Origin of the sequence: Streptococcus sp. VTCC 12886 (assembly GCF_049893425.1) — a bacterium.
Lineage (GTDB): Bacteria > Bacillota > Bacilli > Lactobacillales > Streptococcaceae > Streptococcus > Streptococcus suis_AA.
The window spans coordinates 65258-77839 of the sequence record NZ_JBMVJB010000003.1 but is presented as its reverse complement, the minus strand read 5'-3'; the positions used below and the strand labels follow the sequence as shown (position 1 = coordinate 77839).

At 39.3% G+C, this 12582-nt stretch carries 8 protein-coding genes and 1 pseudogene; 8 read left to right on the top strand and 1 reads right to left on the bottom strand.

Annotation, left to right across the window (positions count from 1 at the left end):
• The first annotated feature begins 122 nt into the window (after window positions 1-122).
• The 7 genes and pseudogenes from ACPC57_RS01650 to ACPC57_RS01620 all read left to right on the top strand — a co-directional run bounded on the left by ACPC57_RS01650 (window position 123) and on the right by ACPC57_RS01620 (window position 10266).
• A complete protein-coding gene (locus tag ACPC57_RS01650; RefSeq protein WP_434066168.1) occupies window positions 123-2030 on the top strand; it encodes a sucrose-specific PTS transporter subunit IIBC in 1908 nt (635 codons plus the stop codon).
• Between the two features lie 127 nt (window positions 2031-2157).
• Window positions 2158-3039: a fructokinase ScrK gene (gene scrK / locus ACPC57_RS01645; protein ID WP_274504570.1), complete on the top strand. Its 882-nt coding sequence runs from the start codon at window positions 2158-2160 to the stop codon at window positions 3037-3039.
• 443 nt (window positions 3040-3482) lie between these two features.
• Window positions 3483-6008: a preprotein translocase subunit SecA gene (gene secA, locus ACPC57_RS01640; protein WP_434066167.1), complete on the top strand. Its 2526-nt coding sequence runs from the start codon at window positions 3483-3485 to the stop codon at window positions 6006-6008.
• A gap of 235 nt (window positions 6009-6243) precedes the next feature.
• Window positions 6244-6603, top strand: coding sequence for a holo-ACP synthase (gene acpS, locus ACPC57_RS01635; RefSeq protein WP_130554654.1), 360 nt, complete (start codon window positions 6244-6246; stop codon window positions 6601-6603).
• Window positions 6596-7699 (top strand): alanine racemase, encoded by a 1104-nt coding sequence (gene alr, locus ACPC57_RS01630; protein ID WP_434065358.1) that lies wholly within the window; start codon window positions 6596-6598, stop codon window positions 7697-7699. The genes acpS and alr overlap by 8 nt, the downstream gene beginning before the upstream one ends.
• A 346-nt stretch (window positions 7700-8045) precedes the next feature.
• The gene (gene nagA / locus ACPC57_RS01625) at window positions 8046-9191 is read left to right on the top strand and encodes an N-acetylglucosamine-6-phosphate deacetylase (RefSeq protein WP_289649224.1); all 1146 of its coding nucleotides are present in this window, start codon (window positions 8046-8048) and stop codon (window positions 9189-9191) included.
• Window positions 9192-9261: 70 nt separating this feature from the next.
• Window positions 9262-10266: pseudogene (locus tag ACPC57_RS01620) on the top strand (tagatose 1,6-diphosphate aldolase).
• A 116-nt stretch (window positions 10267-10382) separates the two neighbouring features.
• Here the strand turns inward: ACPC57_RS01620 and ACPC57_RS01615 are convergent.
• Window positions 10383-11732, bottom strand: coding sequence for an aspartate kinase (locus ACPC57_RS01615; RefSeq protein ID WP_274504574.1), 1350 nt, complete (start codon window positions 11730-11732; stop codon window positions 10383-10385).
• A 177-nt stretch (window positions 11733-11909) separates the two neighbouring features.
• Between ACPC57_RS01615 and ACPC57_RS01610 the strand changes: the two genes are divergently transcribed.
• Window positions 11910-12551 (top strand): HAD family hydrolase, encoded by a 642-nt coding sequence (locus ACPC57_RS01610; protein WP_171989353.1) that lies wholly within the window; start codon window positions 11910-11912, stop codon window positions 12549-12551.
• Window positions 12552-12582: the final 31 nt, after the last annotated feature.

The window sequence follows — 12582 nt, the reverse complement described above, 5'->3', positions numbered from 1 at the left end:
ACAAATTCAAAAAAAAATATGATAAACGTTTGACATGTAGCTAGAAAATGATATAATTAAAGCATCGAAAGTTTGAAAACACTTTCAAAAACAAAAAATATTTATAAGGAGATTTTTGCAAGATGAACAATACAGAAATTGCAAAAAAAGTCATTGACGCTCTTAGCGGACGCGAAAACGTACGTAGCGTTGCCCACTGTGCAACACGTCTTCGTGTAATGGTCGTTGATGAGAATAAAATCGACAAGGATACAGTCGAGAATCTTGAAAAAGTGCAGGGTGCTTTCTTCAACTCAGGTCAATACCAAATTATCTTTGGTACTGGTACAGTGAATAAAATTTACGATGAAGTTGTTGCCCTTGGTTTGCCAACAGCGACTACTGGTGAACAAAAAGCAGAAGCTGCTAAACAAGGGAATGCCTTCCAACGTGCTATCCGTACTTTCGGTGACGTTTTTGTTCCAATCATTCCTGCAATTGTAGCAACAGGTCTTTTCATGGGTCTTCGTGGTCTTTTGACTCAAGAAGCAATCATGACTGCACTTGGAGTTACAGAATGGAATGCTGATTTCATTACTTATACTCAAATCTTAACAGATACAGCCTTTATCATCTTGCCAGCCTTGGTTGTATGGTCAACCTTCCGTGTGTTCGGTGGTAACCAAACAATTGGTCTTGTGCTTGGTATGATGTTGATTTCAGGATCATTGCCTAACGCATGGGCTGTTGCTTCTGGTGGTGATGTAACTCCACAAATTTTCTTTGGTTTCATCCCTGTTGTAGGTTTACAAGGTTCTGTTCTACCAGCCTTTATCATCGGTATTATTGGTGCTCAATTTGAAAAATGGGTTCGTAAGATTGTTCCTGAAGTTCTCGATCTATTGTTGACACCGTTCATTACGCTTCTTGTAATGTCTGTACTTGGTCTCTTTGTGATTGGTCCAGTCTTCCACGTTGTTGAACAATATATTCTTTATGCGACTGAAGCACTCCTTTCATTACCTTTCGGTTTGGGCGGTCTCCTTATTGGTGGGGTACACCAAATTATCGTCGTATCAGGTGTACACCATATCTTCAACTTGCTTGAATCACAATTGGTAGCAAACACTGGTGCTAACCCATTCAACGCTATCATTACTGCAGCTATGACAGCACAAGGTGCTGCAACAGTAGCGGTCGGTGTTAAAACTAAAAATCCAAAATTGAAAGCTCTTGCTTTCCCAGCTGCTCTTTCTGCCTTCCTTGGTATTACTGAGCCTGCTATCTTCGGTGTGAACTTACGTTTCCGTAAACCATTCTTCTTGTCTCTTATTGCAGGAGCAATCGGTGGTGCTGTAGCATCTCTACTTGGTCTTGCTGGTAATGGTTTCGGTATTACTATTATTCCAGGTACACTTCTATATGTTGACGGTCAATTACCACAATACTTCCTTATGGTAGCAGCATCATTTGCAGCAGGTTTCGCTTTGACATACCTCTTTGGTTATGAAGATGAAGAGCCAGTTGCTGGTAAACCTTCTGCTGTTGAAAAGGAAACAGCGGCTCTAGCAAATGAAGCTATAACAGCTATTCTTTCTGAAGAAACTCTTGTTTCTCCACTTTCAGGTAATGTAGTTGCTCTTGAAAATGTTAATGACCCAGTCTTCTCATCAGGAGCTATGGGTAAAGGTTTGGCTGTTAAACCTTCTGAGGGTGTTGTTTATGCACCAGCAGATGCAGAAGTAACAATTGCTTTTGAAACAGGTCATGCTTACGGATTGAAAACAGCTTCTGGTGCTGAAATTCTTATCCACATTGGTATTGACACTGTTTCAATGAACGGTAACGGATTTGAAAAATTAGTAGCAGCTGGCGATAAAGTAAAAGCTGGTACTCCAATCGCTAAATTCGATGTTGCGAAAATTGCTGAAGCAGGTCTAGATGATACTACGATGGTAATCGTAACAAATACAGCAGACTTTGCTGAAGTTTCACCACTTGCTGAAGGAACCATTGCTCACGGAGCAGATTTCTTGAAAGTAGCTAAATAAGATCGTGAACCGATTTTAAGGAATCTTAATTATATTGAACAAAGAGTAGGGAAAAGGTGGAATAGCCTTTTTCCTCTGTTTGTTTCTATGGTATAATACTAGTGATAAAATTATTGGAGAACATCACATGACAAAATTATATGGTAGCTTGGAAGCAGGTGGTACAAAGTTTGTTTGTGCCGTAGGAGATGAACAATTCCAAGTTGTTGAAAAAACGCAATTTCCTACGACAACTCCTTATGAAACGATTGAACGAACAGTCGAATTCTTCAAACGCTATGAGGACCGGTTAGCAGGGATTGCTATTGGTTCATTTGGTCCAATCGATATTGACCCAAACTCTCAGACCTATGGGTACATTACTTCAACCCCAAAACCACATTGGTCAAATATTGACTTGTTAGGTTTAATTGCTAAGGAATTTAACATTCCATTTTATTTCACGACAGATGTGAATTCATCAGCTTTTGGTGAAACCCTGGTTCGTAAAGGGGTAAAGAGCTTAGTTTACTATACAATCGGTACAGGTATTGGGGCAGGTGCTATTCAGAATGGTGAGTTTATAGGGGGCTTGGGTCATACTGAAGCTGGTCATACTTACGTTGCCTTACACCCTTACGATGTTAAAAATGAATTTAAGGGAATGTGCCCATTCCACAATGGGTGTTTGGAAGGCTTAGCAGCAGGTCCTTCACTTGAAGGACGGACAGGTATTCGAGGTGAATTGATAGAGTTGAATTCAGAAGTTTGGGATGTGCAGGCTTACTACATTGCTCAAGCAGCTGTACAGGCAACCTTGCTTTATCGTCCGCAAGTAATTGTATTTGGTGGAGGAGTTATGGCTCAAGAGCACATGCTTAATCGTGTACGTGAGAAGTTTGTCGGTTTGATGAACGATTATCTCCCAACACCAGATGTCAAAGAATATATCGTAACGCCAGCTGTTGCTGAAAATGGTTCTGCAACTCTTGGTAATTTTGCCTTAGCAAGAAAAGTATCTGAAAAATAAAAGTGAGAAAAATTGAAATGGCAACCCTGTTAATGAAAGGGTTGCTTTTTTTCAGAATAACAAGTTATATTGGAAAGATAAATCTTATACTCTTCGAAATTTAAAAAAGAACTTGTTGACCTGATTTTCATTGAGTATTAGTGACTGGATATTCTATATAGAATGTGAAAGTTAGTTTCCCCATTTTAAGGCATGCAAAAAATGTAAGTGACTTTCCCAAGTACAAGTGTTTCAATATTAAAATTTTACACATTTAGATAGGCAGGTGTTGGGACAGTTAAAAAACTTTGAAATGTTGTGTTATGAACTTATTTTTCTTTAATTATTTTTTGGTTTTCATAAACTCTCTTTATTTGATTGACTTTTAGCCGTATTCTTGCCAAAACAGCATATTCAAGGTATAATATATTATTGAACTAAAACGAGAAAATAGGATGAACAGTATGGTAACGAATGTGCTTCGTTCTCTCATTGAAAATGACAAGGGAGAGCAAAGAAAACTTGAAAAAATGGCAGACAGAGTATTTTCTTATGCTGATGAAATGGCTGCGCTCAGTGACGAGCAATTGCAAGCAAAAACTACTGAATTTAAAGAACGTTACAGCAAGGGAGAATCCTTAGATGACCTTTTGTATGAAGCGTATGCAGTTGTTCGAGAAGCAGCTAGACGTGTATTAGGTCTTTATCCATATAAAGTTCAGGTTATGGGGGGGATTGTTCTTCACAATGGTGACGTACCAGAAATGCGTACTGGTGAAGGAAAAACGTTGACTGCGACTATGCCTGTTTATTTGAACGCCCTTTCAGGAAAAGGTGTTCACGTAGTTACGGTAAATGAATATTTGACAACCCGTGATGCGACCGAAATGGGTGAGTTATATTCTTGGCTTGGACTATCAGTCGGAATTAACCTGGCCGCTAAATCACCGTTAGAAAAACGTGAAGCCTATAACTGCGATATTACATACTCTACCAACTCAGAAATCGGTTTTGATTACCTTAGAGATAATATGGTCGTTCGTGCAGAAGATATGGTGCAACGTCCATTAAACTATGCCTTGGTCGATGAAGTGGACTCTATCCTGATTGACGAAGCTCGTACTCCTCTGATTGTTTCTGGTCCTCAAGGTTCTGAAACAAATCAACTATATTTCTTGGCGGATAACTTTGTTAAATCATTGGATAAGGAAGACTATATTATTGACGTTCCTTCAAAAACAATTGGTTTATCTGATACAGGTATTGATAAAGCTGAAAAATTCTTCAAATTAAATAATCTATATGATATTGAAAATGTAGCCATCACTCACTTCTTAGACAATGCCCTTCGTGCTAATTACATCATGACCTATGATGTTGATTATTTGGTAAATGAAGATCAAGAAGTCATGATTATCGATCCATTTACAGGACGTACTATGGAAGGTCGTCGTTATTCTGATGGTCTACACCAAGCAATCGAAGCTAAAGAAGGTGTGCCTGTTCAAAATGAATCGAAGACCAGTGCTTCGATCACTTACCAAAACCTCTTCCGTATGTATAAAAAATTGGCAGGTATGACGGGTACAGGTAAGACAGAAGAAGAAGAGTTTCGTGAAATCTATAATATCCGTGTTGTACCAATTCCAACAAACCGACCTATTGCTCGTGTTGACCATGAAGATTTACTGTATCCAAGCTTAGAGTACAAATTCAACGCCGTTATCGCTGATGTGAAGCGCCGTTATGAAAAAGGTCAACCAGTACTGGTTGGTACAGTTTCGGTTGAAACATCTGATTTGATTTCACAAAAATTAGTTGCTGCAGGCGTTCCGCATGAGGTATTGAATGCTAAAAACCATTATCGCGAGGCCCAAATCATCATGAATGCTGGTCAGCGTGGAGCTGTTACGATTGCAACAAACATGGCTGGACGTGGTACAGATATTAAGTTAGGTCCTGGTGTGCGAGAATTAGGTGGACTATGTGTGATTGGTACAGAACGTCATGAGAGTCGCCGTATTGATAATCAGCTTCGTGGACGTTCAGGTCGTCAGGGTGATCCAGGGGAATCTCAGTTCTACTTATCACTCGAAGATGATTTGATGAAACGTTTTGGTTCAGAACGGATCAAGGTGTTTATGGAACGTATGAACCTTTCAGAAGAAGAGTCTGTAATCAAATCGAAAATGCTTACACGTCAAGTTGAATCAGCACAGAAACGTGTAGAAGGAAATAACTACGATATACGTAAACAAGTTCTACAATATGATGACGTTATGCGTGAACAACGTGAAATCATCTACAAACAACGTCAAGATGTGATTACAGCGGATCGTGATTTGGCACCTGAAATCAAGGCAATGATGAAGCGGACCATTAAGCGTCAAGTGGAAGGTCATTTCTTGGGTTCAAAAGATGAAGCCATTGATGGGATTATTAAGTTTGCTCATACAACATTGGTTGAAGATGGTACATTGGATGCGGAATCCTTTAAATCAATGAATAAAAAAGAAATCATTGATGAATTGTATGAACTAGCTTTGAGAGTCTATGATTCACAAGTGAAGAAGCTTCGTGATGAAGATCGAATTCGCGAATTCCAGAAGGTACTCATTCTACGTGTTGTAGACAATAAATGGACAGATCATATTGATGCGATGGATCAGTTACGCAATGCAGTGAGCTTACGTGGATATGCTCAGAATAATCCAATCGTCGAGTACCAGTCAGAATCATTTAATATGTTTAATGATATGATTGGTGCAATTGAGTTTGAAGTTACACGACTCATGATGAAAGCGCAGATTCATGACAATATTGAACGGGAACGCTCAGTACAAGAATCACGTACAACGGCAGTTAAGAACATTATGCCAAACCAACCTGTCCAAACTAAGGATGCTGTTTCATTTGAAGGTGTTGATCGGAATGATCCATGTCCATGTCAGTCTGGTAAGAAATTTAAAAATTGTCACGGCCGTAAATAAGAACTTGTATTCACAAGTAATCTGCTTTTATTTAAGAAATAGTTTTCGCTCATCAAGGCAGTTTTTTGACTGGAATACTCCTGTATTTTGAAAAACGAACGATGACTGACTTAGAAACTAGGTATAAGATGGAAGTATGACCGGTGAATACAAGGTCTAGGGATGAATGAAGGACTGGACGGCTGTCCAGTCTTTTGAAGTATTTAAAATATTGTATAAAGAAGGAGCACGATTTATGATTGTTGGACATGGGATTGACCTTCAAGATATAAAGGCTATCGAGCGTGCTCGCGAAAAACATCAGGGGTTCCCAAAAAAAGTACTGACTGCAAAAGAATTTGAACGCTATCAGGATTTGCATGGGCGACGACAGTTGGAATATTTGGCTGGACGTTGGGCTGTCAAAGAAGCATTTTCTAAGGCATTAGGAGTCGGTATTGGAATAGTGGGTTTTCAAGATATTGAAGTATTAAATAATCGCCAAGGGGCTCCCTACATTGCGAAGAGTCCGTTTAGTGGAAAAATTTGGCTGAGCATTAGTCATTCTGGAGAATTTGTGCAAGCGAGCGTGATTTTGGAGGAAAATAATGATTGAAAGTGACCATCGACCCAGTTATATTGAGGTTCAATTAGATGCTATAACAGCTAATCTTGAACAAGTGATTGAACCTTTGCCTAGAAAGACACAGGCATTTGCAGTTATTAAAGCAAATGCTTATGGACATGGTGCTGTTGCAGTAGCTCGACGGTTAGCGAGCCAAGTAGCAGGTTTTTGTGTTTCAAACCTGGATGAAGCGTTCGAATTACGTCAGGCTGGAATAGAGCACCCAATCTTGATTTTGGGAGTTATACCTGTTGACGATCTGCATTTAGCATTGAAGTTAAATATCAGTGTCACTCTTGCAAGTTTAGAGTGGTTAGAGCTGGTTAAAGCATCTGGTCAGGATCTAGCTGGCTTAGCTGTTCATGTTAAACTAGATACTGGAATGGGGAGAATTGGATTCAGAGACTGGTCTGAGTTGGAGAAAGTGCTTGATCTTATGAGTGAGATGGATCTTGAATTTGAGGGTATTTTTACTCATTTTGCAACAGCAGATGAAGAAGATGCACATTACTTCCACGAGCAATTGACACGTTTTAAGAAATGGCTAGATAGGTTACCGGAATTGCCTCGTTGGATACATGCAAGTAATTCAGCTACAAGTATCTGGCATGCAGATACGGTGTTTAATATGGTTCGATTAGGGGATGTTCTGTATGGTCTAAATCCTAGTGGACGTACCTTAGACCTACCATTCAAGCTCCAACCTGCATTGGGATTGTACTCTGAACTCGTACATGTTAAGCAAGTCGAGGCTGGTACCTTTCTTGGATATGGGTCAACGTATCAGAGTTCTGAGACTGAGTGGATAGGTACTATTCCTGTTGGATACGCTGATGGTGTAGTGCGAAGACTCCAAGGTTTCCATGTTCTGGTCGATGGTCAATATTGTGAAATTATTGGACGTATTTCCATGGATCAAATGACGATCCGTTTGCCGAAATCATATCAAGTTGGAACAAAAGTAACCTTGATAGGCCGTGAAGAAGACAAGGAAATAACGGTTCAAGAATGGGCTGATTATGTTGGCACGATAAATTATGAGATTGTATGTTTATTGACAGATCGTTTGCCTCGCAAACATCAATAAGATAAATAAATCAACTTTTAATCAAAAATCTATTATTTTCTGCTGGTAAGCGAATCTACCAGAAAATGATAGATTTTTTTGTTCTCTATCTCCTGACTGAGGGAAATGTCACACTCATGGTTCTAAAATGTGTAATAATCTGATGTTACATGAATTAATGACTGGAAGCGGTAAAGGGCAAACGGAGGTCTATTCCAAAGAAAGTACCTATAGTATTTTATGTTAATGATTGAGGTCTAATGAATGCTAGTAATTACTTGACATTTAAAGAGAATCGGTCTACAATACAATCATATATGGTTATTACCAGTTTAAGAAAATATATATGAAATATAAGGGGGCCAATATGGTTAGCTACATCAAAGCAAAATCAATTATTCTTGCAGATAGTGAGAAAGTTGATGCATATTTGGAAATTACTGATGATGGGCAGTTCGGTCACATTATTACCGAAAAACCAGATGGAAATATAATAGATTACTCAGACTATCATATCGCTCCGGGCTTGGTGGATACGCATATCCACGGCTTTGCGTCACATGATGTGATGGATAATGATTTTGAAGGAATTAAAGTTATTTCAGATGGCTTGCTAGCATGTGGTGTTACTTCTTGGTTGCCGACAACACTGACAGATTCGACTGAAAATTTAGATGCAGTCTGTGAAACGATTGGTCAACATGCAGGTGAAGAAACAGGGGCTAAAATTCAAGGTATCTTTTTGGAAGGGCCATTCTTTACAGAAAAATACAAGGGCGCTCAAAATCCTAAGTATATGAGTGATCCTTCTATTGAGAAGTTAGACTGCTGGCATAGTCTATCGAATGGTTTGGTGAATAAGATTGCTATTGCTCCAGAACGAGAAGGAGTTAAAGAATTCATTGAATTTGCAAATAGCAAAGCTATTCATACCGCTTTAGCACACAGTGATGCAACCTTTGCTCAAGCGCAGGCTGCGGTTGAAGCAGGTGCTAATATTTTTGTTCATGTCTATAATGGTATGAGTGGACTACATCATCGTGAACCTGGCATGGTCGGTGCAGCTTTAAGTTTACATGATGTTTATGCAGAAATGATTTGTGACGGACATCATGTTCATCCAGCAGCAGCGGAAATTGTGGTTAAGGCCCGTGGAGCAAAAGAGACAGTTCTAATCACTGACTGTATGAGAGCCGGAGGTATGGGCGAGGGTGAATCAAGACTTGGGGAATTTGAAGTCATTGTTAAAGATGGAACGGCTCGCCTCAAAGAAAGTGGAAGTTTAGCAGGTTCTATTTTGGAATTGATTGAAGCTGTACAAAATGTGGTGAGCTGGGGATTGGTCAGCCTCCCCGATGCATTACGTATGGCTTCATTAGCACCAGCGCGTTCTGTCAATATTGATCATATTTGTGGCCTAATTGCTGAAGGTCGTGCAGCTGATTTTATTGTAGTAGATGATGCAGGTCATCTGAAAGCTACTTATTTAGATGGTGTGAAACGGTTCGGCTAATCAACCGAAAAAATCATCTAAAAAAACTTGGTTAATAATTGTCTATTATGTATTCTTAAGGAGGATTCTAATGACCAAATTGCAACTATAACAAACTAAGTATGAACATATGACTCGCTTGTCAAATGGAAATCAGGTTATCGCAGCACTTGCGATTGACCAACGAGGTGCCTTGAAACGGTTGTTGGCATCAGCCGCTGGTGGTGGAGAATTTGCTAATGATATTTTGGTGGACTTCAAAAAAGTTATTTCTAGCGAACTAACCCCATATGCCAGTTCTATTCTTCTTGATGCAGAGTATGGAGTGACTGCGTCTGAACTGCGTCATGCAGATTGTGGGTTTATCGCTGCCTATGAAAAAACCGAATATGATGCTTCGACACCAGGACGTTTACCAGATCTTCTTCCAATTTGGTCAGCAAAACGTATCAAAGAATTAGGTGCAGATGCGGTTAAAATTTTGATGTACTATGACGTAGACGACAAACCTGAAATTAATGATATTAAACATGCTTTGGTTGAACGGATTGGTAGTGAATGTATTGCGGAAGATATTCCTTATTTTGTAGAAATTCTAACCTATGATGCAAGTGACATGGATGTAACTTCACGGGAGTATGCAAGCTTAAAACCTCATAAGGTAAAAAATGGTGCAATGCGTGAATTCAGCAAACCACGGTATAATGCAGACGTTCTTAAGGTAGAAGTGCCTGTAAATATGAATTTTGTCGAAGACTATACAAGTGAAGAATCTGTTTATACAGCAGATGAAGCAAGAGCCTATTTCAAAGAGCAATCGGAAGCTACTCATTTGCCATTTATATATTTGAGTGCAGGTGTCTCAGCTAAACTTTTCCAAGAAACTCTTGTCTTTGCAAAAGAATCAGGGTCAACCTTTAATGGTGTGCTCTGTGGTTGTGCGACATGGAAAGGTGCAGTGGCTATTTTTGCCAAAGAAGGTGAAGAAGCTGCTAAGGCTTGGTTAGCAGATCAAGGTCGCCGAAATGTTGAAGAATTAAATGACGTCCTTGTAACAAAAGCAAATCCATGGACTGAAAAGGTTGATTTGAACTAACTCATAAACTTTTCTAATGATAGCTTAATAAGAAAAATCCAGAGCTTTTAATAACTCTGGATTTTTTAGGATTCATGACCTGGCACTGAAAAACTTCTAAAGGTATGAAGACGTTTTTAGTTAAAAAAGGCTGCATATAATGCCTGTAAAGCTTTTTCTTTTTCTTCTGTTTTGACTACGAACATGACAGAAACTTCACTAGCACCTTGTGAAATCATAGCTAAATTAACATTTTGGTTGGATAAGGCACTAGTTGCGGTCGCAGTTACACCGACATGGCTCTTCATATTTTCACCGACAATCATGATAATAGACAAGCCGTGTTCGATTTCAGCCTTATCAACTTCCATTTTTGTTTTCAATTGACGTAGAATTTCAGCTTCTTTGATTGGTGTCAATTCTCTATTTCTAAGTACGATGGACAAATCATCAATACCAGTTGGCATATGTTCAAAACGAATGTTTAAATCCTCTAAAATTTGAAGGACTTTGCGCCCGAATCCGACTTCACGGTTCATGAGGTATTTAGAAATATTGATGCTGACAAAACCATCATCTGCAGCAATCCCAACGACAGGGAGAGTTTGATCTGTATGATCAAGAACAATTCTAGTACCTGGGTGGCTAGGGTTATTGGTATTTTTAATAACCAATGGAATACGACCGCGATAAGCAGGAAGAAGGGCCTCATCATGAAGAACGGAGAAACCTGCATATGCTAATTCACGCATCTCACGATAGGTTAGTTCTTTGATAGAGTGTGGGTGTTTGATAATTCCAGGGTGAGCAGCAAAGATCCCATCTACATCTGTAAAATTTTCATACAGATCTGCCTTAACCCCTGCAGCAACGATGGATCCTGTGATATCAGATCCACCCCGTGAGAAGGTACAAATTTGATTGTCAACAGTCACCCCAAAGAATCCAGGGATGACCAAGACTTCCTCTGCATTTTGCAATTCTTCAATTTTATCATAGCTCGAAGGAAGAATTCGTGCATTTCCTGGTTCAGAACTTACAATAATGCCAGCCTTTTTCGGATGAACATAGCGTGCTGGTAACCCTCTAAAAGTAAAGTATTCAGCGATTAACTTTGCATTGTTATCTTCCCCAGCGGATAAAAAAGTATCGTAAAGGAATTCGTTATCATTAATTGGTAAGGTGGCAAGAGAAATGATGTTTTCAGCAATCTTCTTCATGCTATTAGCTGAAAAACCAAGTTCATCGACCATTGCCTGGTAACGGTTGATAATCCACTCTTGGCTTGCCGTTACATCTTTCCCATCAACATATTCTCTGTAATACTTAATTAATGCATCTGTAACCTTTGTATCTTCGGCATTGCGTTTTCCAGGTGCTGAAACAACAACAAAACGGCGTTCAGAATCCGATTGAACAATGTTGAATACTTTTTCTAATTGACCGGCAGAAGCAAGGGAACTTCCACCAAATTTTACCACTTTCATTCTAATCTCCTTGAATATTTTTTTCTATTATAGCAGAATAAGGCGGAATTGTCAGTATGTTCAGAAAAATCTTGGTGAGAAGCCTAATAAAATACGAACAAGGTTTGTTGTTGAAAAATTTCAGAAAATCGAAAATCCTTATTGACTATGATACAATAGAGGAGTTAGGAGGCCAGAATGGTAAAAGCAATTATTTTTGACATGGATGGAGTAATTTTTGATACAGAATCATTTTATTTTCAGCGGCGTATAGATTTCTTGCTGACGAAAGGGTTGTCAGTGAGTCATCTGAAACCATCCTTTTTTATTGGAGGGCGTGCTGGTCAAGTATGGCAACGTATTTTAGGAGATGATTACGAAAAATGGGATGTTCCTGTGCTGGAGGAGGAGTACCGAATTTATAAGGAGAATCGTCCCACACCTTACGCTGAACGAGTATTTCCAGATGTCAAGTCTGTCTTAGAGCGACTCAGTTTACATCCTGTCCCGCTTGTTCTGGCATCAAATACTGATCGAATTGATATTGAGAGAGCCTTGAAAGAAACGGGAATTCGCTCGTATTTCAGTCAAATCTATTCAGCAATGGATTGTGTAGCACCCAAACCAGATCCAGCTGTTTATGAACAAGCTGCAAAAGCAACAGGGGTTCCAAAATCGGACATTTTGGTTTTTGAAGATAGCGCCAAAGGGATTGAGGCCGCAAAAGCAGCTGGTTTAACCGTATGGGCTATTCGTGATCAACAGTTTGGAATGGATCAATCCAAAGCGGATAAGTTGGTTGATAGCCTTGAACAGGCCTTGGAATGGCTACAACTTTAATACCAATTCCTACTTACCCGTCATAACCAAA

What these genes read in the sequence shown, in the direction of transcription:
- ACPC57_RS01610 (WP_171989353.1), top strand. Translation starts at nt 11,910, where the DNA reads ATGGTAAAAGCAATTATTTTTGACATGGATGGAGTAATTTTTGATACA.
- scrK (WP_274504570.1), top strand. Translation starts at nt 2,158, where the DNA reads ATGACAAAATTATATGGTAGCTTGGAAGCAGGTGGTACAAAGTTTGTT.
- ACPC57_RS01650 (WP_434066168.1), top strand. Translation starts at nt 123, where the DNA reads ATGAACAATACAGAAATTGCAAAAAAAGTCATTGACGCTCTTAGCGGA.
- secA (WP_434066167.1), top strand. Translation starts at nt 3,483, where the DNA reads ATGGTAACGAATGTGCTTCGTTCTCTCATTGAAAATGACAAGGGAGAG.
- ACPC57_RS01615 (WP_274504574.1), bottom strand. Translation starts at nt 11,732, where the DNA reads ATGAAAGTGGTAAAATTTGGTGGAAGTTCCCTTGCTTCTGCCGGTCAA.
- alr (WP_434065358.1), top strand. Translation starts at nt 6,596, where the DNA reads ATGATTGAAAGTGACCATCGACCCAGTTATATTGAGGTTCAATTAGAT.
- acpS (WP_130554654.1), top strand. Translation starts at nt 6,244, where the DNA reads ATGATTGTTGGACATGGGATTGACCTTCAAGATATAAAGGCTATCGAG.
- nagA (WP_289649224.1), top strand. Translation starts at nt 8,046, where the DNA reads ATGGTTAGCTACATCAAAGCAAAATCAATTATTCTTGCAGATAGTGAG.